General features: G+C 67.5%; 22 protein-coding genes and 1 pseudogene. 17 read left to right on the top strand and 6 right to left on the bottom strand.

Translation table 11 applies throughout. The features are described from left to right. Nucleotide 1: 1 nt before the first annotated feature. From OCL97_RS05015 to OCL97_RS04960, 12 genes and pseudogenes are all read left to right on the top strand, one after another. Nucleotides 2-874, top strand: coding sequence for a hypothetical protein (locus OCL97_RS05015; RefSeq protein WP_377368141.1), 873 nt, complete (start codon nucleotides 2-4; stop codon nucleotides 872-874). Continuing rightward, on the top strand, nucleotides 871-1,695 hold the full coding sequence (locus OCL97_RS05010; protein ID WP_377368139.1) for a hypothetical protein: 825 nt from the start codon (nucleotides 871-873) through the stop codon (nucleotides 1,693-1,695). Before OCL97_RS05015 ends, OCL97_RS05010 begins: the two co-directional genes overlap by 4 nt. Next, nucleotides 1,695-2,219, top strand: coding sequence for a hypothetical protein (locus OCL97_RS05005; RefSeq protein ID WP_377368137.1), 525 nt, complete (start codon nucleotides 1,695-1,697; stop codon nucleotides 2,217-2,219). Before OCL97_RS05010 ends, OCL97_RS05005 begins: the two co-directional genes overlap by 1 nt. After that, on the top strand, nucleotides 2,219-3,088 hold the full coding sequence (locus tag OCL97_RS05000; protein WP_377368135.1) for a hypothetical protein: 870 nt from the start codon (nucleotides 2,219-2,221) through the stop codon (nucleotides 3,086-3,088). Before OCL97_RS05005 ends, OCL97_RS05000 begins: the two co-directional genes overlap by 1 nt. 756 nt (nucleotides 3,089-3,844) lie before the next feature. Continuing rightward, a complete protein-coding gene (locus tag OCL97_RS04995) occupies nucleotides 3,845-4,012 on the top strand; it encodes a Com family DNA-binding transcriptional regulator (RefSeq protein WP_377368133.1) in 168 nt (55 codons plus the stop codon). Between the two features lie 14 nt (nucleotides 4,013-4,026). Continuing rightward, nucleotides 4,027-4,479, top strand: a pseudogene (locus OCL97_RS04990) (DNA cytosine methyltransferase); the annotation flags it as partial. Between the two features lie 28 nt (nucleotides 4,480-4,507). Next, on the top strand, nucleotides 4,508-4,972 hold the full coding sequence (locus OCL97_RS04985; protein ID WP_377368251.1) for a hypothetical protein: 465 nt from the start codon (nucleotides 4,508-4,510) through the stop codon (nucleotides 4,970-4,972). Between the two features lie 34 nt (nucleotides 4,973-5,006). Next, complete coding sequence (locus tag OCL97_RS04980; protein WP_377368131.1) at nucleotides 5,007-5,162, top strand: hypothetical protein; 156 nt, start codon at nucleotides 5,007-5,009, stop codon at nucleotides 5,160-5,162. Beyond that, nucleotides 5,155-5,376, top strand: coding sequence for a hypothetical protein (locus tag OCL97_RS04975; RefSeq protein WP_377368129.1), 222 nt, complete (start codon nucleotides 5,155-5,157; stop codon nucleotides 5,374-5,376). Before OCL97_RS04980 ends, OCL97_RS04975 begins: the two co-directional genes overlap by 8 nt. A 124-nt stretch (nucleotides 5,377-5,500) precedes the next feature. Then, nucleotides 5,501-6,352: a hypothetical protein gene (locus OCL97_RS04970; RefSeq protein ID WP_377368127.1), complete on the top strand. Its 852-nt coding sequence runs from the start codon at nucleotides 5,501-5,503 to the stop codon at nucleotides 6,350-6,352. Nucleotides 6,353-6,394: 42 nt separating this feature from the next. Further along, complete coding sequence (locus tag OCL97_RS04965; protein ID WP_377368125.1) at nucleotides 6,395-7,051, top strand: SOS response-associated peptidase; 657 nt, start codon at nucleotides 6,395-6,397, stop codon at nucleotides 7,049-7,051. Nucleotides 7,052-7,053: 2 nt separating this feature from the next. Continuing rightward, nucleotides 7,054-7,614: a hypothetical protein gene (locus OCL97_RS04960; protein ID WP_377368123.1), complete on the top strand. Its 561-nt coding sequence runs from the start codon at nucleotides 7,054-7,056 to the stop codon at nucleotides 7,612-7,614. Between the two features lie 197 nt (nucleotides 7,615-7,811). Here the strand turns inward: OCL97_RS04960 and ftsH are convergent, their stop codons facing one another. Then, nucleotides 7,812-9,695: an ATP-dependent zinc metalloprotease FtsH gene (ftsH, locus tag OCL97_RS04955; protein ID WP_305338931.1), complete on the bottom strand. Its 1,884-nt coding sequence runs from the start codon at nucleotides 9,693-9,695 to the stop codon at nucleotides 7,812-7,814. 246 nt (nucleotides 9,696-9,941) lie between these two features. Beyond that, nucleotides 9,942-10,181 carry a 30S ribosomal protein S21 gene (rpsU, locus tag OCL97_RS04950; protein ID WP_215342650.1) on the bottom strand — a complete coding sequence of 80 codons (240 nt, stop codon included), beginning with the start codon at nucleotides 10,179-10,181 and terminating at the stop codon, nucleotides 9,942-9,944. Nucleotides 10,182-10,356: 175 nt separating this feature from the next. Between rpsU and OCL97_RS04945 the strand changes: the two genes are divergently transcribed. Both OCL97_RS04945 and OCL97_RS04940 read left to right on the top strand, forming a co-directional pair. Beyond that, entirely contained in the window at nucleotides 10,357-10,995 is a 639-nt protein-coding gene (locus OCL97_RS04945) for a COQ9 family protein (protein WP_377368121.1), read from the top strand. A 403-nt stretch (nucleotides 10,996-11,398) separates the two neighbouring features. Continuing rightward, nucleotides 11,399-12,259 (top strand): crotonase/enoyl-CoA hydratase family protein, encoded by an 861-nt coding sequence (locus OCL97_RS04940; RefSeq protein ID WP_305336662.1) that lies wholly within the window; start codon nucleotides 11,399-11,401, stop codon nucleotides 12,257-12,259. Between the two features lie 145 nt (nucleotides 12,260-12,404). Here OCL97_RS04940 and OCL97_RS04935 read toward each other — a convergent pair whose 3' ends face one another. The 3 genes from OCL97_RS04935 to OCL97_RS04925 all read right to left on the bottom strand — a co-directional run bounded on the left by OCL97_RS04935 (nucleotide 12,405) and on the right by OCL97_RS04925 (nucleotide 15,352). Next, nucleotides 12,405-13,619 (bottom strand): pentapeptide repeat-containing protein, encoded by a 1,215-nt coding sequence (locus OCL97_RS04935; protein WP_377368119.1) that lies wholly within the window; start codon nucleotides 13,617-13,619, stop codon nucleotides 12,405-12,407. 97 nt (nucleotides 13,620-13,716) lie between these two features. Then, nucleotides 13,717-14,673, bottom strand: coding sequence for a magnesium transporter CorA family protein (locus OCL97_RS04930; RefSeq protein WP_305336664.1), 957 nt, complete (start codon nucleotides 14,671-14,673; stop codon nucleotides 13,717-13,719). 4 nt (nucleotides 14,674-14,677) lie between these two features. Then, nucleotides 14,678-15,352: a CHAP domain-containing protein gene (locus tag OCL97_RS04925; protein WP_304775268.1), complete on the bottom strand. Its 675-nt coding sequence runs from the start codon at nucleotides 15,350-15,352 to the stop codon at nucleotides 14,678-14,680. Nucleotides 15,353-15,937: 585 nt separating this feature from the next. Between OCL97_RS04925 and OCL97_RS04920 the strand changes: the two genes are divergently transcribed. Beyond that, nucleotides 15,938-16,762 carry a TerC family protein gene (locus tag OCL97_RS04920; protein ID WP_305760924.1) on the top strand — a complete coding sequence of 275 codons (825 nt, stop codon included), beginning with the start codon at nucleotides 15,938-15,940 and terminating at the stop codon, nucleotides 16,760-16,762. 100 nt (nucleotides 16,763-16,862) lie between these two features. Next, complete coding sequence (locus OCL97_RS04915) at nucleotides 16,863-18,530, top strand: MDR family MFS transporter (RefSeq protein ID WP_377368116.1); 1,668 nt, start codon at nucleotides 16,863-16,865, stop codon at nucleotides 18,528-18,530. A gap of 45 nt (nucleotides 18,531-18,575) precedes the next feature. On the opposite strand, the gene OCL97_RS04910 is transcribed toward OCL97_RS04915, so the two are convergent. Continuing rightward, complete coding sequence (locus tag OCL97_RS04910; protein ID WP_377368114.1) at nucleotides 18,576-20,741, bottom strand: primosomal protein N'; 2,166 nt, start codon at nucleotides 20,739-20,741, stop codon at nucleotides 18,576-18,578. 398 nt (nucleotides 20,742-21,139) lie between these two features. On the opposite strand from OCL97_RS04910, the gene fsa reads away from it, so the two are divergent. Further along, nucleotides 21,140-21,793 carry a fructose-6-phosphate aldolase gene (gene fsa / locus OCL97_RS04905; RefSeq protein ID WP_377368112.1) on the top strand — a complete coding sequence of 218 codons (654 nt, stop codon included), beginning with the start codon at nucleotides 21,140-21,142 and terminating at the stop codon, nucleotides 21,791-21,793. The last annotated feature ends 15 nt before the right edge of the window (nucleotides 21,794-21,808 follow it).

Here is a 21,808-nt window from a genome sequence, read left to right as displayed (position 1 = left end):
GATGGCCGCCCTGGGCAAGTTCACCGACAGCAACCTCGCCGCTACCGCCACGATCACAGGCGGGGCCTGGTCGCTCGCGCCGCTGTCCCTGGCCAACCTGCTCTCCGACGAGCGGTTCGTGGCCGCCCCGGCGCGGTGCCCCAACTGCGCCTCCCTGGCCAACAGTCAGTTCGACGTCGCCCTGGCCAATGCGGCGACGGTGAACTTCGTGGGCTTCATGTTCCACACCATGAGCCTGGCGGCGAAGTTCCGGCTGACCGGCAAGGCGCCCGGCGGGACCTGGGGATCACCGGCCTTCGTCACCGACTGGATGGACGTCTATGGCCGGCTCTACGACTCCGCCGAGCTGCCCTGGGAGGCGGAGAACTGGTGGCTGGGCCAGGTGCTCTCCAGCGAGATCGACCTGTTCCGCCGGCATCGGTTCTTCAGCTTCGACGAGCAGCTGGTGGACGCCCTGCGGTTCGAGTTCGACGACGTCACCAATCCCGCCGGCTTCATCGACCTGGGCGGGGTGTGGATCTCGTCCACCTTCTCCCCCGCGGTGAACTTCGAACGCGGGCGCGATCTCGGCTTCGAGGTGCGTAGCCAGCAGGATGAGGGGCCGTCGGGGCGGCTGTTCACCGAGGAGCGGGCCTCGCGCCGGGTGCTCAACATCAGCTGGCAGGCCCTGACCACCGCCGAGGCCCGGCGGATGTTCGACGCCGGCGCCCGGGCCGGGATCGGCAAGACGGTGGTCTTCGTCCCCGACAGCGACGACGAGGCCGGCGGCGTCCGCGAGGCCTTCCCGGCGGTGTTCAAGACGCCGCCGCCGGCCCGCTTCAATTACCCGACCCTGAACCCGGTCGCGGCCACCTTCCGGGAGATCCTCGCATGAGCGCCTATTCCGACGCCGTCACCCGGCTGACCACCGCCTATTACAACAGCGGCGTGAAGTCGGTGGCCAACCCCGGCGGCTTCGCCGGCTTCGGCCATGGGGTGAACTTCCCCGCAGCCCTGGGCGACGTGGGGATCGTGTTCGCCAACCTGGACGCCAGCCTGGCGCTGATCGCCGGGGCGGCGCCGGCGGCGAGCGCGGCGGCGGCCTCGGCCAGCGCGGCGGCCACCTCGGCCACCAACGCCGCGACCGCGAAGACCGCAGCAGAGACGGCGCGGGACGTGGCGGTGGCCGCCGGAGCGGCGGGGCGCCAGACGATTCCGCTGGTGGCGGCCTCCATGAAGGGCCGCCAGACCAACGGCGCCCAGGGCGTGATCGTCGAGCTGGCGACCAACAAGCAGATGATCGCCTATTTCGCCTTCGACACCTCGGTCAGCGAGGCCGTGCAGGTGCTGGTCCCGATGCCCAAGGCCTATGACGGCGGCACGGTCAGCTTCCGCCCGCGCTGGAGACACGGCGCCACCACGGTGAATTTCGGCGTCGTCGTCGGCTGCCGGGCTGTAGCGGTGGGGGACAACGAGGCCCTCGATGCGGCCTTCGGGACCGCCCAGTACTCGACCGACACCGGCGGAACTACGGGCAGGCAATACATCGGCCCCGAGAGCGCCGCGATCACGATCGCCGGAACCCCGGTCGGGGGCGAGAGTGTGTTCTTCGAGTTCTTCCGGGCGACCGCCGACGCCAACGACAACATGGCGATCGATATGGACCTGATCGGCGCGGATCTCTTCATCACCACCACCAAGGGAACCGACATCTGATGCTCTACGCCCTGGTGAGCCCCGCAGCCGAGATCCTCGGCTACCGCGTGTTCAGCGAGGTCCCCGAGGGGATCGATGTCGCTGCCCACAAGCCGCGCTATCTGCCGGTGGAGAATGAGGACGCTCCGAGCGTCGACGCCGTGACCCAGGTCTGCGAAGGGCCGGTCGAGGTCGTAACCCCGACCGCCGTCGTTAGGACCTGGACGGTGCGCGCCAAGAGCCCGCAGGAAGTCGCGGGCATGCGCGAGGCCAAGGTGGCGCAGGTGAAGGCCCAGGCGGCCGGTCGCATCCTGGCGCTCTATCCGGAGTGGAAGCAGCGGAACCTGACGGCCCGGGCCGTGGTGCTGCTGCGCATCGCCCAGGACCGCGCCTGGACCCCGCAGGAGGCCCAAGAGTCGGCGGACCTCGAGGCGGCCTGGGCGGCCGTGGACGCGATCCGCACGCGCAGCAACGAGATCGAGGCGCAGATCCCGGCGGGCGCCGCGGCCATCGCCGCCTTCGACGTCCTGCAGGGGTGGGACTGATGCTCAGCCATCAGCGCTTCGCGTTCATGGCCGGCGAGTTCGGACGAAAGTTCACCATCTCGCCCGCGGTGAGCGGCAAGACGGAATGGGACCTGGGGGCGGATGGCCCGCTTGACCTTGGCACGGCGGGCGTCTGGGACCTCACGCCGAACGTGACCTTCGTGGCCGGCGCCAAGGTCTGGGGCGCGGGCGGCGGCTTCAACCGGTCCGGGGTGTGGGGCGGCGCCGGTGGGGCGGCGATCGGGGACGTGCTGTGGGAAGGGGGCGTCGCCTACAAGGTCTATGTGGGCGGGGCGGGAGGTGACAATCCCTCGACGGCGGGCGGGGTGAACGGCGGCGGCTCGGGTGGCTCCGGCGGCGGGGTTGATCCCGGCGGCGGGGGCGGCGGCTACAGCGGAATTCGGAAGGCGTCCGGTGCGCCGCTGCTGATCGCGGGCGGCGGCGGCGGCGCGGCCCGCGCCTCAGGCGCGCCCGGCGGCGCGGGGGGCGGCGCCTCGGGGTCAGCGGGCGGGAGCGTGAGCGCCGGCGGCGGCGGTGGTGGAACCCCCAGCGCGGGCGGCGCAGGCGGCTCGGGCGGCGGGGGGCCAGCGGGCTCCGCAGGCGCGGCCTATCAAGGCGGCTCCGGGGCGTCGCACTCCGACCAGGGCGCCGGCGGCGGCGGCGGCGGATACTATGGCGGCGGGGGCGGCGGCGCCCTGGCCAGTGTCGATGCCGGCGGCGGCGGTGGCGGTTCCGGCTACTTGGACGCCGGCCTGGTCTCTAACGGTTCGGTTTTCAGTGGGTCGGGGGCGGCGCCGGGCAATGGTGGCGATGCGAGCCGGGGGACGGCTGGCAATCCTTCGGTGGCTGGCCGGGTGAGGTTAGCGTGAGGCGGAGCCGCGATATGAGCGGTCTCCAAGGCATACAAGCCCCGCATGTGGCCTATGACCGCGTAGAGGAAGGCCGCTGCGAAGCACACCAGACCCAGGATGGCGGAGACTCTCGACCACACGTCGCCGAGCAAGATGATCCGGTGGAGCTGAGCGATCTCAGGTCCTTCATTCTTTTCCAGCCGCAGTCGCAGAAACTCCTCCAGGCGATCAGCGGCATCCATGCGTCCTCGGTAGACGGTCCGCACCAACTCGTCCGCGCGCTCGCCAACTATGGTGCGAAGGAACGGCAAGTCCGGCGGCGCGGACATCACAAAAGCAATCTCCTGCAGGTGACTTGTTTTCAGGGCGTCCGCCGAGGCCATTTCAAGGGCAACTCTCGTCTCCGCTCCGCGTCCCAGGCCCGCGAAGTACATGGCCATGAGGAAGAGAGCCAAGCCGGCGCCGAAGCCGAGGAGCGACGGCGTGAGGGCAGTCAGAACCGCATCGGGTGCGTCCACACCACCGACCAGGTTCACCGTCGCCACCAGGCCCGCTGCGTTGGCGATGCCACTGAACAGCAGGAACTGGCTGCGCTCCTGCTGCGCCCGCTCCATGTTCGCCTGGAAGAATTCCTGAACTCTCATCCAACCCCCCGCCAATTTGACGGGGGCCTGGGCGCGCTAACGCCCAGAGCCGCGGGCCGTAGACCCGCACATCGGGGTGCGCGCGCACCCTTCCGCCCCGCCACCGGTCCGACCGGCGGGGCCATCGTTCATGAGTTCAACCTTGGAGTCGATCCGTTGCGGCAGCTGCCGCGCTCTCCTGCTGAAGGCCCAGGCTGACGGCAGGCTCGAAATCAAATGCCGGCGATGCGGCGCCTTCAACACCATCGCACTGAGGCCACAGAGCCCAAACCCGACCGCCAAGGAGCGGCCAACCTGAATGGGCAATAAGTTGTGGCTTCATCTTCCCCCGACCTGCTTGGACTTTCCCTCTGCGCCGGCTATGGCGGCCTCGACCTCGGCGTCCACCTGGCCGAGCCCGGTTTCCGAACCGTCTGCTTCGTCGAGCGCGACCGCCACGCCGCGGCCACGCTCGCGGCGCGCATGGCTGACGGATCTCTGCCTCAGGCGGCTATCTGGGATGACCTTAGATCCTTCGACGGCCGCCCGTGGCGCGGCCGGGTTCATTGCCTGCTTGCGGGCTATCCCTGCCAGCCGTTCTCCCTCTGCGGCGTCCGCCGGGGGGCAGCCGACCCCCGCCACCTGTGGCCGGAGGTCGCCCGCGTCATCGAGGAGGTCGACCCCGACATCGTCTTCCTCGAAAACGTCGAGGGACACCTGTCCATGGGCTTTCCCGAGGTCGGCCGAGAGCTACAAGGCCTGGGCCGCCGCGTCGCAGCGGGCCTGTTCACAGCGGCTGAAGCGGGCGCGCCTAGTGTTCGGCGACGGCTGTTCATTATGGCCCACGCCGACTGCGAGCGACGCGGGGTACTTCCCCGACATCGAGCTGGCGGCCCAGGAGGTGAGCCTGAAGGGACCCGCGGACATCGCGGCGGAGAGCGGGGGCCAGTTCTCGCTCTCGAACGCGGCCCGCCAGTGGTCGACGCTGTGGATGATCCTTCAGGCCTGCGGATGGCGGGCGGAGATGCTGACCTCCCGCTCTACGCCCCCCGTCCGGGTGGCTTTCAAGCATGGGAAAGCCTCCTTCGCCTCCGGCCTGATCTCCAACCCGCGGTTCTTCGAGATGGCGATGGGGTGGCCGGTTGGATGGACCGACGCCGAGGCGCCGGTAACGGGGTGGTCCCACTGGAAGCGGCGCTCGCGTGGCGCACTCTGCGAGGTGCTCTCGGTGTTTGAGGGGCCGGAGGGGGCTTGCGTGGCAGTTCAGCCCGAGTCTTAGATGCCGGCAGGTTGGCGCCTGAACGGACTGTGACATGACCGAACCCGCCAACCTGCCACCCCCGCCCGCCCGCCTGTTACCCGACCCACCCAGGGGCTTCCCCGGCGGCTATGTGCCCATCGTCGGTCGAGTGGTCGATGACGTCGTGGTGCCCGGCCGTCCGGCCGACATCGAGGGCGGCGATGCGTAAGACCTATGTCGGTCTGATGTACCCGCAGAGGGACTTCGAGGCCCTCAAGCCATTCCGTCACCAGCTCATGGAGCTGAAGATAAAGTGCCAACCGGGGGGGCGGGACTACATGGTCCTGGACGAGGTGCAGGTGGCCCTGGACCGGGCCGCGGGCCACTTCACGGGCGACCCGGCCTTCTATGCGCGGAAGGCGCCGGTGGGGAACGGCTGCTAGATGGCACGCAGTATGGAGCCCAATCCTAAGGATGGTCTTCGGACTAAGACCGCATCCTCCGGTTGGACATTTCTCTCATAAATATCCTAGCTTGAGCCGTTGTATGTTTGGCAGGAGGTTGGGCGTGCGGAACCGACATATTGCAGCCCGGATCCTCGATTGCCTTCGCAAATCCGATAACGGAGAGGCAGCGTTAAGTGCCGTCATCGAGCAGACCACCCCCTACGGTCGGCGACTCCCAGATGTCACAGATGGAGGTCTTTTCGCGGGAGCAGTTTCGGCGTTACGCCACCTCGGCTTGATCGAACTAAAGCTCCGCGGTGGGGGCGCAGATGCGCCGGACCTGTTCAAGGCGGTGATGGAGAGCGAATGGGATATGAGCCTCGACTACCGCCTGATGAATCTTTTCATCAGGATAGGCGAAGACAATCTCATTCTGGCACCGACCTTCCGGGTCTCGGTACTGCAAGAAGTTTTCAACGTGAGCTTTACGGTGCTCGCGCGACTGCGGCCAGGAGCCCCTGCGTTCCTTGCAAGTCCGATCTTCCCGTACCCCGGCCGAGAGGCAGAGTCCGCGGACGTGTTCGTCATGATGCCGTTCCTTGAGGGACTGCGGCCAGTTTATGAGGATCACATCAAGGTCGTTTGCGCGTCGCTTGGCCTGTCCTGCAAACGCGCAGACGACTTCTTCTCCAGCACCGGAGTGATGGACGACATCTGGAGCGCCATTTATCACTCGAAGGTCATTATTGCGGACTGCACGGATAAGAATCCGAATGTTTTCTATGAGATGGGGATCGCTCACACCTTAGGTCGCCCCGTGGTGCTGATCACCCAGAACGTCGATGACATTCCATTCGACCTGCGACACATACGCCACTTCAAATACGACTATACGCCGCGTGGGATGAAGGCTCTGGAGAGCACGCTGACAACAACGCTCAGCGACATCCGGGATGAAGCGCTCCGATTCTAGACCGGTTGAGTTGCGCGATAGGATCTCAGGGGGGAGGCGATCATGTGCAACCGATACGGCTTCAAACACCCGGCCCACCAGCTGGCCGAGGAGTTCAGCGAGAACGGGCTGCCGGTAATTTGGACCGATGGCCTGGTCCCGAACCTGGCCGAGCAGCCGCAGATCCGCCCCACCAATAAGGCGCCCGTGCTGCGCCCCGTCGACCCCGCGAACCCAGCCGCGGGCGTGCAGCTGGCCCAGCTGCGCTGGGGCCTCGTTCCATGGTTCCACAAGAAGACCGTGAAGGAGCAGAAGATGCTCGGCACCAACGCCCGGTGCGAGACGGTCGCCGACCTGGCCAGCTTCAAGCAGGCCTACGCCAAGCGCCGCTGCCTGGTTCCCGCCACCGCCTTCTATGAGTGGTCGGGGCCGAAGGGCGACAAGACAATGTGGGAGTTCACCAAGGTGGGCGAGCCCCTGTTCTGCTTCGCAGGCCTCTGGGACCGCGCCAACTGCGCCGACGGTGAGGTCGAGAGCTTCACCATCCTCACCACCACCCCCGGCCCCGAAGCCGCCGAGGTCCACGACCGCCAGCCGGTGATCCTGGACCGGTCGGAATGGGCGACCTGGCTGGACCTTTCGAAGGACGTTCAACCCCTGCTCAGGCCGTCTTCGAAGGGCGTTCTACAGGCCCGGCAGTTCAGTGAGGCGGCGGCGTGAGCTTGTTCAAGACGCTCGCGCGAGACACATCCACCGCGTCCGACACGCTGGTCATCCTGGCAGAGGTTCTTAAGGACCGACCCGAGGGCATGTTTCCCAAAGAACTGCGCGAGGCAATCGTTGCGACAGGCAAGACGGTGAGGGGGGTGCCGATCGAAGTCCATACGGAGGAGGGCCTTCGCGCACTTGATGGACTGCTACACCAGTGCCTACAGGCATTCACTAACTGGCACCTCACCACGGCGGCCGAGGAAATTCCAAAGCGTCTATACCCGAACACGCTCTTCATGCTTTTTCCCGAACCCTGCGCACGGATAACTCGCGCCGGTGAAAAGCTGGCCGCCGGTCCCGATTGGCGGCGCCGCGCCTTCATCTGGACTCGACTGCTCTGGTACCACACGGAGGGTCATCGGAAGAAACTCGCCGCCGCGGCCGGCGTGGCGGGCGGAGTGCTGACGGTGCTGAAGCTATGGCTCCAATGGCAGGTGGTTGAGGCAAGCATGGGAGCAGCCCTCGCGGCGGCAGTCACCTGGACGGTGATGGTCATGCGTGGCCGGGGCTAGGATCTCTTTTCGAAGCCGCTCCGAAACCAAGTGTCCCGCGCTCCAAGACCAAATGTCCGGCTACAGCGCCCCCTCACCCTACCCTCTCCCCCTGAACGGGGAGAGGAGGTGGGCCGACCGCCTCCGCCCAAATGACAAACGGAAACAACAAAGGGGAGCCGTGAGGCTCCCCTTTGCTTTGGTGCTGGTGGTCAGCCTCAGGCCGGTTCGGGATCGGTGCGGGGGGAGAGGGGGACCGAGGCGACCGGGAGGGCCGGGCGCCGTGAGTCGCTGTCGTCGCGGTTGGGGGAGACGCCCTTGAGGATGTTGATGATCTCGTCGCCGCTGAGGGTTTCGTATTCCAGCAGGGCCTTGGCCAGGGTGTGCAGGTCGTCCAGCTTTTCGGTCAGGATCCGGCGGGCCTCGTCGAAGGCGGTCTGGACCAGGATCTTGACCTCCTCGTCGATGAGGTTGGCGGTCTTTTCCGAGACGCTCTGGGTGCGCGACACCGAGTGGCCGAGGAAGACCTCGTCCTGGTTCTCGCCGTAGGAGACGACGCCCAGCTTGTCGGAGAAGCCCCACTTGGTGACCATGGCGCGGGCCAGGCGGGTGGCCTGGTCGATGTCCGACGAGGCGCCCGAGGTGATCTTGTCCTTGCCGAAGATGATCTCCTCGGCCATGCGGCCGCCCATCAGGATGACCAGGCGCGAGGTCATCTGCTCATAGGACATCGACAGCTGATCGCGTTCCGGCAGCTGCATGACCATGCCGAGCGCGCGGCCACGCGGGATGATGGTGGCCTTGTGGACGGGATCGGTGGCCGGCACCGAGAGGGCCAGCAGGGCGTGGCCGCCCTCGTGATAGGCGGTGAGGCGCTTTTCTTCCTCGGTCATGGCCATGGATTTGCGCTCGGCGCCCATCATGACCTTGTCCTTGGCGTCCTCGAAGTCGCGCTGCAGGACCATGCGGCGGTTCTTGCGCGCGGCCATCAGGGCGGCTTCGTTGACCAGGTTGGCCAGGTCGGCGCCGGAGAAGCCCGGGGTGCCGCGGGCGATGGTCTTCACATCGACGTCGGCGGCGAGCGGCACGTTCTTCATGTGGACGCGCAGGATACGCTCGCGGCCGCCGACGTCGGGATTGGAGACCACCACCTGGCGGTCGAAGCGGCCCGGACGCAGCAGGGCCGGGTCCAGGACGTCGGGACGGTTGGTCGAGGCGATGACGATGATGGCTTCCGACGGATCGAAGCCGTCCATCTCCACCAGCAGCTGGTTGAGGGTCTGCTCGCGCTCGTCATTGCCGCCGCCGAGGCCCGCGCCACGGTGGCGGCCGACGGCGTCGATTTCGTCGATGAAGATGATGCAGGGACTGTTCTTCTTGGCCTGCTCGAACATGTCGCGCACGCGGCTGGCACCGACGCCGACGAACATCTCCACGAAGTCGGAACCGGAAATATAGAAGAAGGGCACCCCCGCCTCGCCGGCGACGGCGCGGCCGAGCAGGGTCTTGCCGGTGCCGGGGGGGCCCACCATCAGGGCGCCCTTGGGGATCTTGCCGCCCAGGCGCTGATACTTCTGCGGGTCCTTCAGGAACTCGACGATCTCGGTGAGCTCTTCCTTGGCCTCGTCGACCCCGGCCACATCATCGAAGGTGATGCGGTTCTTGTTCTCGGTCATCATCTTGGCCTTGGACTTGCCAAAGCCCATGGCCCCGCGGGCCCCGCCCTGCATCTGGCGCATGAAGAAGATCCAGACGCCCACCAGCAGCAGGATCGGCAGGCTCTGGACCAGCAGGCCCACCAGGCCGCCCCCCATCTGCTTGACCTCGATGTCCGCGCCCTGGCTTTCCAGGCGCTTGACCAGGTCGTCCTGGTTGTTGGGGGTCATGGCGGCGAAGGACTTGCCGGCCGCGTCCGTCACCTCGACGCTGGGGCCACGGATCGTGGCCTTCTTCACCTCGCCCGAGGACACCTTGGCCAGCAGCTGGCTATAGGTGATGTGACCCCCCGCGCCGGCCGCCTGGCCGCCGCCGGTCATCATGCTGTAGAGCCCGATCAGGACGACGACGATGACGCCCCAGATGGCGAGATTGCGCAGGTTCATATTGGTTCAGACCGTTCCGGAAAGTGTCCGCTAGACCCCAAGATAGGTGTGCGGACGCGGTTTCACCAGCAAGCAGGGCGCCACAGGACAGAAGATCGCAGCGGCGCCGTGAAAAATCGGCAAAAGCAAAAGGCCGCGCGGGGATCCGCACGGCCTTTCAAATACTTAAGCTTGGAAAAGGGATTCCCCTTTGGTCGCGCGATGGGCGCCGAAACCGGTGTCCACTTTCGGCTATCGCGCTGCGCTCTACCGAGCGCCGGGAGCCTTCTTCGGGGCCGGGATCAGGCCCTCACGCTGGGCGCGCTTGCGGGCCAGCTTGCGGGCGCGGCGAACGGCCTCGGCCTTTTGGCGGGCGCGCTTTTCGCTCGGCTTTTCGTAATGCACGTGCCGCTTCATTTCGCGGAACGAGCCCTCGCGCTGCATCTTCTTCTTCAGCGCCTTGAGAGCCTGATCGACGTTGTTGTCGCGGACGAAAATCTGAACCAGAGTTATCTCTCCTGTTACCCGTTCCCGCTCGGCCAGTCCTGGGGTCAGGCGGCGGCGAACGGACAATAGCCTTGCCCCCGGTGGCACGAGCCTCCGGGATGAGGGCGGCGAAATACCAGACACAGAGGGCGATGTCCACGGCGGACAGGAGCCTTTAGGCGCTATATTGTAAGGCATGGCGCACGAAATCGACTGGGCTGAGGCCACCGAACAACAGATTCTGGATCAGGCACTCAAGCTTGCCCCGGCGCAGGGGTGGACCTGGCCGATGGTCCGGGCGGCGGGCAAGGCCTGCGGCCTCTCCGTGGCCGAGACCGAGCTGCTGGCTCCCCATGGGCCGGCCGACCTGGCGGCCCTGCTGTCGCGGCGGCACGACGCGCAGGCGCTGGAGCGCCTGGCGGGGACCGATCCCAAGGGGCTGAAGATGCGCGAGCGCATCCGGGCCGGCGTCGAGGCGCGGCTGGACGCCGCGGCCGCCGACGAGGGCGCCGTGCGGCGCTGGGCGGGCTATCTGGCCCTGCCGACCCGGATTCCGCTGGCGCTGAAGCTGCTGTGGGAGAGCGCCGACAGCCTGTGGCGCTGGGCGGGCGACACGGCCACCGACGAGAACCACTATTCCAAGCGCGCGATCCTGTCGGGCATCCTGATCTCGGGGCTGGCGATGCGGCTGTCGGGCGGCAAGGCGCAGGCGATGGCCTTCGTCGACAGCCGCATCGAGAACGTCATGGCCTATGAGAAATGGAAGGCCGGCCGCAAGGGCGGGGACCTGCTGGCCGACGTGGCCGCCGCGTTGGGGAAGATGCGGTACGGGTAAGGCAAAAGGCTCCACCGAAAGTTCGCATTTCCCGAACTTCGGTCGTGACAGATAGGCACCTCGATCCTAGCCTGACATCGCTATCGCCCTCGGGCTCTGGGAAGTCGACGACCGCCCAAAGCCCTTATCGGGAGCCAGCACCTTTACCTCGGACCATTGAGGCAACGACGGGGCCGCAGTCACAACCTGCGGCCCCACTCGTCCGTCGAAAGACGCAAGAGCAGACTCCTCCGAAAACATTTGCGGAGCAAGCTGACGTTCCTGTTTCGTTCATGCGTCATGAAGCGCCGTCCACAGGTCTCTTTCCCGTTTTCCGAGAATACTCCGCTTAGAGCGGAATTTTTTCGCGTCTTCCCTTCCACCGCGTCAGGGGCCGATGATGTTTCCAACGAGAGGAAACACCATGACCGACGTCACCACCGCCCAGTTCGCCTGCTTCAACGTCACCATCGAGGATGGGGTCGCCCATATCCAGCTCAAGCGCCCGGAGGCCATGAACTCCATGAGCCGGGAGTTCTGGAACGAGCTGCCGGTGATCGTGAAGGACATCGACCATAACGCGCGGGCCCGCTGCATCGTCATCAGCTCCACGGGCAAGCACTTCTCGGCGGGCATGGACCTGGCGGTGTTCGGCGGCGGGGGCTCGACCTCGGCCAACCAGGTCGCCGACCGCCACATCAACGCCGAGCAGCAGCGGCATCATATCCTCTGGCTGCAGGACTGCTTCGGCTGCCTGGACGACGCGCGGATCCCGGTGATCGTGGCCATCCAGGGCGGCTGCATCGGGGGGGCGGTCGACATGACCAGCGCCTGCGACATCCGCTACGCCACCGAGGACGCCTTCTTCTGCATCCAGGAGATCAATATCGGCATGACCGCCGATGTCGGCACCTTCCCCAGGCTCTGCAAGCTGATCCCCGAGGGCTGGGTCCGCGAGATGGCCTATACCGGCCGCCGCATGCCCGCCCAGAAGGCCAAGGAGATCGGCTGGGTCAACGAGGTGTTCCCGACCCACGGGGCCTGCGTCGACCACGCCCTGGTGACGGCCCGCGAGATCGCCTCCAAGGCGCCCCTGGCGGTGACGGGCTCCAAGGTGATGATCAACTATGCCCGCGACCACACCATCAAGGACGGCCTGGACTATATCGCCGTCTGGCAGACCGGCATGTTCTCCGGCGCCCACATGGGCGAGGCCTTCACCGCCAAGGCCGAGAAGCGCGACGCTGTGTTCCAGGACCTGCAGCCGCTGAAGCACGGGATGTAGAACACAACTCCGCTCATCCCGGCGAAGGCCGGGACCCAGGTGAAACCCACTCCGACCTGACGGGAGCCGGGACGCGGCTGTGGGCGAGCTCGAGCTGCTCAGGATGAATCTGGGTCCCGGCCTTCGCCGGGATGAGCGGGGTTTCTTAGGCCTCCAGCTCCGCGCCCCGGAGGTTGCAGCCCTCGAACTTGGCGCCGGCCAGGTCGGCCTCCAGGAAGCGGGCGCGGGGGGCCGAGGCGCCGGTGAAGTCGGCGCCGCGCAGGATGGCGCGCGACAGGTCGGTGCGCACCATGCGGCCGTCGTCGATGGAGAGCGGTCCCAGCTTGGCCCCGCGCAGGTTGGCCCGCGTCAGCAGGGCGTCGGTGAGCCGGGCGCCGCGCAGATCTGCCATGCTGAGGTTGACCCCGCGCAGGTCGCAGCCCGAGAGGTCGGCGCCCTGGAGCTGGACCCCCTGCAGGTCCATGCCGAAGAAGATCGAGTTCGGAGCCGAGAGCCCGCTGAGCCTGCGCCCCTTCAGCCCTCCCGGCACGGAGCGGAAGTCGATGTCGGGCAGGCGGACGGTCTTGCCGCTCTCTCCGGCGGAGTCACAGAAGGCCTCGTGGGCGGCCAGGACCGCGTCCAGGGGCTTGTCATCGATATAGACCGCCACGGCCGGCGCCTTCAGCACCCCGGTGAGGTCGGCGTTGTCGATGTTGGCGAAGCCGATGTCGCAGCGGACCATGATCGCCCGCTTGAGCGAGGCGCCCGACAGATCGGCGCCCGCAAGGTCGGCGCCGGTGAGGTTGGCGCCGTCCATCACCGCCTTGATCAGCTTGGCGCCGCCCAGCGTGGCGCCCGAGAGGTCGGCGTCGGTGAAGTCGGCGGCCATAGCCGAGAGGCCGTGCATGTGAGCGCCGGCCAGGTTGGCGCCCGACAGCACCGCGAAGCTCAGTTCGCCCGGCCGCTCCTCGTGCTGCAGGATACGGAAGCCCTCGGCCCTGTCCTGCAGGGCGATGCGGCCCTCGCGCAGGTCACAGCCCGAGAGGTCGGCGTGGGCCAGATTGGCGCCGCGCAGGCAGGCGCCGCGCAGGTCGGCCTTGGAGAGGTCGGCCCGCCGCAGGTCGGTGTCGCGCAGGTCGGCCCCGAACAGCACCGCGCCCGCCAGCCTGGTCCCCACCAGGGAGGCGCCGTTGAGCCGGGCCCCGGTCAGGTCGGCGTCGCGCAGGTCCATCCCGTCGAGCTGGCGGTTGGTGAGGTCGACATAGGCGAGGTTGGCGCGGCGGCCGCCGCTGCGGCCCTCGAGAAATCGCCGGTGCTTGTCCAGCGCCAGGCGCAGGCCATCGATGTCGAGCGGTCTGAGGACGAGGACGGCGGGCGGCATGGGGATGCGGAAATTCCTGACTCCGCAATCTTCCCCCTTCGCGTTTAAGGAACCGTTGCGTCAATGCGCCACAGGGGCGCGCCCCGGCGGGATTGCGTCAAAGCCAGCGCTTTTTCTTGAACCACAGGAAGGGGCCGACGCCGGCGATCACCATCAGCACCAGCGCCATCGGGTAGCCGAAACGCCAGGACAGCTCGGGCATGTGGTGGAAGTTCATGCCGTAGATCGAGGCCACCAGGGTCGGCGGCATCAGGGCCACGGAGACCACGGAGAAGAACTTGATGATACCGTTCTGCTCGATGTTGATCAGGCCGAGCGCCGCATCCAGCAGGAAGGCGATCTGGGAGGCCAGGGAGCCCGCATGCTCGGTGAGCGAGCCGATGTCGTGCTGCACCGAGGTGAGATGGGCCCGGCTGGCCGAGGCGGCGGCGATTTCCGGGGCGAGGCCGGCGAAGCTGGCCAGACGCCCCAGGCTGACCAGGCTGGTGCGGGCCATGGCCACCACAGACTGGGTGCGGGCCAGGCCCGTCAGCAAGGGCTCGAAGGCGCCGCCGTGGGGACGGTCGAAGATGGCGTGGGAGCTTTCCTGCACCGCCGCGGAGCCGGCCTCGAGCACGTAGGCGAGACGCTCGACGATGGCGTCCAACAGCTCCAGCATCACCTCCGCCCCGTTGGTGAGGTCGGGGCTTTCGGCGGCGCGCACCGTGAACACCGTGAAGGCCTTGAAGTCCTCATAGCGGATGGTCACCAGGACGCCGCGGGCGAGCACGAAGGTCGCGGGCGCCGAGGTCGGGTGGTCGTCCTGGCTGCGGGCCAGCAGGGTGGCGGTGAGGAAGGTGGCCTTGTCTTCCTGGTAGAGCCGCGACGAGGGCTCGATCTGAGCCATCTCCTCCCGGGTGGGGAGGTCGACGCCAAGCACGCGCTCGACCGCCAGCTCCTCCTCACGCGTGGGGTTGAGCAGGTCGATCCAGATGGCGTCGGCGGGAAGGACCCAGTCCTCGCCGGGCGTTTCGGACGTGGAGGCCGAAGCGCCGCGGCGGATCAGGTTCAGCATCAGCCTATTTGGCTTCGGACGAGCCTTGGGTCGCGGCCATGATCAGGGCGGCGATCTTGTCGGTGGAGTCGGCCGCCTGGCTGAGCATCGAGAAGGGACCGGCGCCGGGACGGACGGCCTGGGCCATCTGGGTGGCGGCGCCCTGGGCCATGGCGACGGCGGTGTTGCCGGCGGCGTTCAGACCGGAATTGGCCACGCGCTGGGCGTGGGTGTCCTGATAGATGAAGCCGTGGGTGGGGTAGGTGGTCGAGCCGAGGTCACGGATGGGATCGTACCAGACCTTGACCTGAGACCAGTCGCCGGCCGGCGAGACGTCGATCACGGTGACGTCCTTCTCGACCTGACCCCGGGTCCCGCCGATGCGCGACCAGTTGGCGTGGGTGATCTGGATGACCCGGTCGGTGAGCACCTGGCTGACCACGGCCACGTGGCCGAGCTGCATCTTGCCGTTGGGCTTGAAGCAGAGGACCGCGCCGGCCTTGGGAGAGAAGCCCGTCTCGTACTTGCCGGCGGCCTGCTTCCACCAGGTCCAGGCGTCGCCAAAGATCTGGACGCCGGAGATCAGGCGGGCGAAGGGCACGCACTGCCAGTAGGTGTCAGCCACCGCGCCAACGGGCGCGAGCGTCAAAACCGCTATGGCGGCCAGGGAACCCAGGACGGTTCTGGTCCGTTTCAGCATGTTAAGAGGAACTCCCCACGCGAACTGCGATTAGGGATACTCATCCGCGGCGCGAAAGCAAAGAGCTTTTCCACGTGTGCGGCGGAAGGTCGCCGAGTCTCCCACAGGGAATTCCACAGCTTCACCGGGCTGTCACACGCCGCAAGGCCAAGAATGACCAGGCAACGAAGAAGTCAAAAGGTTAAAGTTAGGGAAACTAATCCCGATTTTTGGCCTTGCGCTCCGTTATTAAGCTGGCGGATCGTACCGCCTACACTCTTAGATACTGTAATTTTTTCGACCACTGCTTTCGGCCCCGGCGGGTGAAACAATCCGAAACAGACGAACGCGCCGTCTCCCAAGACCTCGACGCCGGTTGCGACGCGTCGCCCCAAGAAGAGACGCGGCGCCTCGTGACGGGTCACATTTCGGGCATTGGCCGGCATTTCGCCTTCGCACGGGCCGTCCGGCGCCCGGAAAAGCGGCGCCGTGGGTATACCGCTGGGGGCGACTCAGACTTCCCACGCGATTTTGCGAACCATTCGCAGTAGTCGGGGCCGACGGATAGGCTAGAAGTTGGGGAACGTTCATCTTTCGAGGACCCCCATGGATAGCCTTATGACCCTGGCCGCCGATCCGGCCGCCTGGGCCGCCCTGATCACCCTCGTCGTCATGGAGGTGGTTCTCGGCATCGACAACCTGGTCTTCATCTCCATCCTGTCGAACAAGCTGCCGCTGGAACAACAGGCCAAGGCCCGCCGACTTGGCATCGCCCTGGCCCTGATCATGCGGCTGGCGCTGCTCTCCACGATCGCCTTCATCGTCGGCCTCACCGCCACGGTGTTCGAACTGCCCTGGACGGGACCGGTGGGCAAGGACGGCCACGCCATGTTCGAGCTGGCCTTCTCCTGGCGGGACCTGATCCTGATCGCCGGGGGCCTGTTCCTGGTCTGGAAAGCCACCACCGAGGTCCACCACACCATGGACCCGACCCCCAGCCCCAACCTCCTCGACAAGGACGGCGTCATGGCGGCGGGCGTGACCATGAACTTCGGCGCCGCGATCGTGCAGATCCTGCTGCTGGACATGGTCTTCTCCATCGACTCGATCCTGACGGCGGTGGGCATGACCGATCACCTGCCGATCATGGTGATCGCCGTGGTGTTCGCCGTGGTGGTGATGCTGGTGGCCGCCGAGCCCCTGGCCAAGTTCATCAACGACAACCCCACCGTCGTGATGCTGGCCCTGGGCTTCCTGCTGATGATCGGCGCGACCCTGATCGCCGACGGCTTCGGGGTGCACGTGCCCAAGGGCTACATCTACGCGGCCATGGCCTTCTCGGGCCTGGTGGAGGCGCTGAACATGGCCTCGCGCCGCGCCCAGCAGCGCAAGGCCCAGGCTGCGATGGATAATTCCCAGAGCGTTCCGTAAGGTCCAGACAAGGGGGCGGCCGCATTTCCGTCCGCCCCCGGACGTTGCGATAATAAAAATAGATCATTAGGGGCGGCCCTTTCGCCGCCGGGAAACGGCCTTGAACGAACCTCACGTCTATAGCGACGACGAGCGCCGGCTGACGCTCATCTCGGTGATGATCGTGTTCCTGCTGTCGGCCATGAGCCAGACGATCGTCGGCACGGCCATGCCCCGCATCATCGCCGAGCTCTCGGGCCTGCACCTCTATGCCTGGGCCACCACCGCCTATCTTCTGGCCTCCACGGTCATGGTGCCGATCTGGGGCAAGCTGGGGGACCTCTATGGCCGCAAGCCCATCCTGCTGGCCGGCATCGGCATCTTCCTGGCCGGGTCCTGGCTGGCGGGCCTGGCAGGCGAGTTCGGCGACCTGCCCCTGCTGGGCGGCGGCATGACCCAGCTGATCATCTTCCGCGCCGTCCAGGGCGTGGGGGGCGGGGCGCTGTTCACCACCGCCTTCGCCATCATCGCCGACCTGTTCGCCCCCCGCGAGCGGGCGAAGTTCTCCGGCCTGTTCGGGTCGGTGTTCGGGATCGCCAGCGTGTTCGGCCCGGTGGTCGGCGGCTTCTTCACCGACCACGGCACGGTGACCCTGTTTGGCCACGTCATCGCCGGCTGGCGCTGGGTCTTCTACTGCAACATACCCTTCGCCCTGGCCGCCGTGGCGATGATCCTCATCAAGATGCCGACCCTGCCGATCCGCGGGGTGGGGCGCATCGACTGGGCCGGCGCGGGCCTGATCATCGCGGGCTTCGTGCCCCTGCTGCTGGCCATCACCTGGGGCGGGCGGGAGTATGCCTGGGCCTCGCCGCTGATCCTCGGCATGCTGGTCTTCGCCATGGCGGTGCTGACCGGCTTTGTGTTCGTGGAGAAGCGGGTGCGCGACCCGATCATCCCGCTGGAGCTGTTCAAGAACACCACCTTCACCACCGCCAACGGCGCGGCCTTCGTCTATTCCATGGCCTTCATGGGGGTCACCAGCTTCCTGCCGCTCTACATGCAGGTGGGCCAGGGCATCCCGGCCACCACCAGCGGCCTGACCATGCTGGCCCTGATGGGGGGCATGATCGCCAGCTCGACGATCAATGGCCAGCTGGTCACCAAGACTGGCCAGTACAAGCCCTTCATGATCGGCGGCGGGGTGGTGCTGATCTTCGGCGTCTTCCTGATGTGCTTCATCGGGCCCGACACCACGACCCTGGACCTGGCCTGGCGGCTGCTGATCGTCGGCATCGGCCTGGGTCCGGGGCAGAGCCTGTTTGGCCTGGCGGTGCAGAACGCCGTGCCCTTCCACCAGATCGGGGTAGCCACCAGTTCAGGCCAGTTCGTGCGTCAGATCGGCTCCACCATGGGGGTGGCCCTGTTCGGCGCCCTGCTGACCTCGGGCCTGGCCAGCGAACTGGCCAAGCGCACGCCGGCCGAGCCTGGAGCCGTGGTGCGCCATCTGGACCTGTCGGACCTGCAGGCCATGGCCATGGAGCGCAACCTGCACCCCGAACAGGCCGCCGCCCGGGCCGCCGATCCCAAGCAGGTGGCGATGGAGCGGACCATCCGCACCAGCTTCTCGGTGGCCATCGTCCACGGGATGATCTTCGCCCTGTGCTCGCTGATCGCGGGCTTCATCCTGATGCTGTTCATCCCGGTGGCGACCCTGCGGGAGCGCCCCATGGCGGCGGCCAAGGCGGCGGAGCCTGGCGGGGATGTGGCGGCGGAGGCGGGGGAAGTTTAGGGGCTGGGCCCGCCTCCTTCCCCCACAAGTGGGGGAAGCTGCAAGCTAGAGGAAGCTGTACGGGTCCACATCGATGGCCACGCGGATCATGCCGGGCGGGCGGAACCGCGCGCGCCAGGCGGCGAGGTAGGCGGAGAGATCCACCGTGCGGTCGGCGCGGATGAGGAAGCGCTTGCGGCGGCGGCCGCGGATCAGGCCGAGCGGCGCGTCGGCGGGGCCGTAGACGGCGACCCCCTCGGCGTTGGGGGCGGTCTGGGCCATCTTTTCCACGAAGGCCTCGAGCTGGACGGCGTCCGGCCCTGAGACGATGAGGGCGGCCAGCCGGCCATAGGGCGGCAGGCCGGCGATCTCGCGTTCCTCCAGCTCGGCGGTGGTGAAGGCGTCGCGGTCCTGGGCCTTCAGGGCCTGCATGACCGGGTGCTCGGGGGCGTAGGTCTGCAGCATGGCGCGGCCGGGACGGTCCTTGCGTCCGGCGCGGCCGGTGGCCTGGGCCAGCAGCTGGTAGGTGCGCTCGGCGGCGCGCAGATCCCCGCCGCGCAGGCCGAGGTCGGCGTCCACCACCCCCACCAGGGTCAGGCCCGGGAAGTTGTGGCCCTTGGCGGCGGCCTGGGTGGCGACGAGAATATCGATCTGCCCCTCCTCCATGGCCTGGATCAGGCGCTTGGCTTCGCGGGCGTCCCAGACCGTATCAGAGGAGAAGATGGCGATACGGGCGTCGGGGAACAGGCCGCGCGCCTCCTCCTCCACCCGCTCCACGCCGGGGCCGATGGAGGTCAGGCTGTCCTTGGCGCCGCAGTGGGGGCAGGCCAGGGGCTTGGGCATGGAGAAGCCGGTGAGGTGGCAGACCAGGCGCCCGGAATAGCGGTGCTCCACCAGCCAGCTGTCGGTGTCGGGCGAGGTCATCCGCTCGCCGCAGGCCTTGCAGAGCACCAGGGGGGCGTAGCCCCGGCGGTTGAGGAACAGCAGGGTCTGCTCGCCCCGCGCCCAGGTCTCGCCCATGGCCTTGACCAGGGGCGGCGACAGCCAGCGGCCAGCGTCGGGCGGGGTCTCGCGCATGTCCACCAGGGTGATATCGGGCAGCACCGCGACCCCGTGGCGAGAGGTCAGGCGCAGCCAGCGATAGCGGCCGGTCTCGGCGTTGCGCAGGGATTCCAGGGAGGGCGTGGCCGAGGCCAGGACGACGGCGGCGTCCTCGATCTTGCCGCGCGCCACGGCCAGGTCGCGGGCCTGGTAGATGAAGCCCTCCTCCTGCTTGTAGGAGGCGTCATGCTCTTCATCGACGACGATGAGGGCCAGCTTGGCGAAGGGCAGGAACAGGGCCGAGCGGGCGCCGATGACGATGCGGCACTGGCTGGTGGCCACCGCCTCCCAGACCCGCCGCCGGGCGGGCGGGGTGATGTCGGAGTGCCATTCGGCCGGCGCGGCGCCGAAGCGGGCGGCGACCCGGGCGATGACCGCCTGGGTGAGCGCGATCTCCGGCAACAGGATCAGCACCTGGGCGTCCGGGTCGGCGGCCAGGGCGGCGGCGACGGCCTCCAGATAGACCTCGGTCTTGCCCGAGCCGGTGACCCCGTCCAGCAGGGCGACGTTGAAGCCGCCCTCCCCCAGCATGGAGATCAGGGCCTTGGCGGCGGCATCCTGGCTGGGATTGAGCGGGTGGCCGGCCCGCGACAGGTCGGGGGGCGCGAAGGCCACGGGCGCCTCCACGAGGCGAACAGCCAGCACGCCCTCATCCACCAGGCCCTTGATGACGCCCGAGGAGACCCCGGCGGCGCGGGCGAGGTCGGGCGGGGAGAGGCGCTGGGTCGCAGCCGTCTCCAGGACCTTTGTGCGAGCAGCGGTGGGGCGGGCGGGCTGCACGCCCGTGGCCTCGACGAGCTTTTCGGGGCGGGCCTTTTGAGCCCGGGCGCCGCGCAGGGTGATGGCCAGGGGTGAGCCCGGTGAATCCACCGAATAGCGCGCGGCCCACTGGATGAAGTCGATGGCCCGTTGCGGCAGGGGCGGATCGTCCAGCTTGCCCTCGATGACCTTCAGGGGGCGATTGCCGCCGGTCCCGTCGCGCAGGGCGGTGACCACGCCCCGCAGCAGGCGGGGGCCCAGGGGCGCGGCCACCTGGTCGCCGACCTGCAGGTCCATGCCCTCGGGTTCCTCATAGTCGAAGGCTTCGGGCAGGGGCATGGGCAGCAGAACGGACGCGATGCGGCGGGTCATGAGCTGAATCCCTTCTCCCCTTGCGGGAGAAGGTGGCCGGTCGGAGACCGGTCGGATGAGGGGTCACGCTCCGCGATCGGCAAAACGCCGCTCATCCCGGCGAAGGCCGGGACCCAGGTGAAACCCACTTCGTTCTCATGGGAAACCCCAGCGCCGTTCTGGATCACCTTCGACCGCTCAGGATGAATCTGGGTCCCGGCCTTCGCCGGGATAAGCGGATATGACGTGAGCCTGGCGCGACCCCTCATCCGACCCTGCTCCGCAGGGCCACCTTCTCCCGCAAGGGGAGAAGGACTGGAAAGGGCCTGCTCGTGGCGCATCACGCCCCGCACAGAGGCTGGCCGCGCCGGGGCGCAAAGGCTAAGGAAGCCCCGTTCATTTCCGCGCAGAGGCCCGTCATGCAGCTCTTTCTCGACACCACGGACACCGCCGTCCTGAAGGACCTGGCCGCCACGGGCCTAGTGGACGGCGTCACCACCAATCCCACCCTCATCGCCAAGTCCGGCCGGCCCATGCTGGAGGTCATCGCCGAGATTTGCGATCTCGTCGAGGGCCCCGTGAGCGCCGAGGTGGCCGCCACCGACGTGGAAGGCATGCTGAAGGAGGGCGCCAAGCTGGCCGCCATCGCCACCAATGTGGTGGTCAAGCTGCCCCTGACCCGCGAGGGCCTGATCGCCACGGCCGAGTTCGCCGTGCAGGGCATCGCCACCAACGTCACCCTGTGCTTCTCGGCGGCCCAGGCCATGCTGGCCGCCAAGGCCGGCGCCACCTACATCTCGCCCTTCATCGGCCGGCTGGACGACTATGGCATGGACGGGATGGACCTGATCCGCGAGATCCGCGCCATCTACGACAACTATGATTTCGACACCGAGATCCTGGCCGCCTCGATCCGCAACCCCGCCCACGTGACCGCCGCCGCCCTGTCCGGCGCCGACTGCGCGACGATTCCACCCGGGGTTTTCTTGGACCTCTTCAAGCACCCGTTAACCGAGAAGGGTCTTGAACAGTTCATGAGCGACTGGGCCAAAACGGGTCAGTCCATTCTGTAGAACCACAGGGGCGGA

Origin of the sequence: Phenylobacterium ferrooxidans (assembly GCF_042714595.1) — a bacterium.
Taxonomy (GTDB): Bacteria; Pseudomonadota; Alphaproteobacteria; order Caulobacterales; family Caulobacteraceae; genus Phenylobacterium; species Phenylobacterium ferrooxidans.
The sequence above is the reverse complement of the archived record's forward strand: the minus strand, read 5'-3'. Positions and strand labels throughout refer to the sequence as shown.

Excerpts from the sequence above, each read along its gene's own strand:
- OCL97_RS05015 (WP_377368141.1), top strand. The coding sequence starts at position 2 with ATGGCCGCCCTGGGCAAGTTCACCGACAGCAACCTCGCCGCTACCGCC.
- OCL97_RS05010 (WP_377368139.1), top strand. The coding sequence starts at position 871 with ATGAGCGCCTATTCCGACGCCGTCACCCGGCTGACCACCGCCTATTAC.
- OCL97_RS05005 (WP_377368137.1), top strand. The coding sequence starts at position 1,695 with ATGCTCTACGCCCTGGTGAGCCCCGCAGCCGAGATCCTCGGCTACCGC.
- OCL97_RS05000 (WP_377368135.1), top strand. The coding sequence starts at position 2,219 with ATGCTCAGCCATCAGCGCTTCGCGTTCATGGCCGGCGAGTTCGGACGA.
- OCL97_RS04995 (WP_377368133.1), top strand. The coding sequence starts at position 3,845 with ATGAGTTCAACCTTGGAGTCGATCCGTTGCGGCAGCTGCCGCGCTCTC.
- OCL97_RS04980 (WP_377368131.1), top strand. The coding sequence starts at position 5,007 with ATGACCGAACCCGCCAACCTGCCACCCCCGCCCGCCCGCCTGTTACCC.
- OCL97_RS04975 (WP_377368129.1), top strand. The coding sequence starts at position 5,155 with ATGCGTAAGACCTATGTCGGTCTGATGTACCCGCAGAGGGACTTCGAG.
- OCL97_RS04965 (WP_377368125.1), top strand. The coding sequence starts at position 6,395 with ATGTGCAACCGATACGGCTTCAAACACCCGGCCCACCAGCTGGCCGAG.
- ftsH (WP_305338931.1), bottom strand. The coding sequence starts at position 9,695 with ATGAACCTGCGCAATCTCGCCATCTGGGGCGTCATCGTCGTCGTCCTG.
- OCL97_RS04945 (WP_377368121.1), top strand. The coding sequence starts at position 10,357 with ATGGCGCACGAAATCGACTGGGCTGAGGCCACCGAACAACAGATTCTG.
- OCL97_RS04940 (WP_305336662.1), top strand. The coding sequence starts at position 11,399 with ATGACCGACGTCACCACCGCCCAGTTCGCCTGCTTCAACGTCACCATC.
- OCL97_RS04935 (WP_377368119.1), bottom strand. The coding sequence starts at position 13,619 with ATGCCGCCCGCCGTCCTCGTCCTCAGACCGCTCGACATCGATGGCCTG.
- OCL97_RS04930 (WP_305336664.1), bottom strand. The coding sequence starts at position 14,673 with ATGCTGAACCTGATCCGCCGCGGCGCTTCGGCCTCCACGTCCGAAACG.
- OCL97_RS04925 (WP_304775268.1), bottom strand. The coding sequence starts at position 15,352 with ATGCTGAAACGGACCAGAACCGTCCTGGGTTCCCTGGCCGCCATAGCG.
- OCL97_RS04920 (WP_305760924.1), top strand. The coding sequence starts at position 15,938 with ATGGATAGCCTTATGACCCTGGCCGCCGATCCGGCCGCCTGGGCCGCC.
- OCL97_RS04910 (WP_377368114.1), bottom strand. The coding sequence starts at position 20,741 with ATGACCCGCCGCATCGCGTCCGTTCTGCTGCCCATGCCCCTGCCCGAA.
- fsa (WP_377368112.1), top strand. The coding sequence starts at position 21,140 with ATGCAGCTCTTTCTCGACACCACGGACACCGCCGTCCTGAAGGACCTG.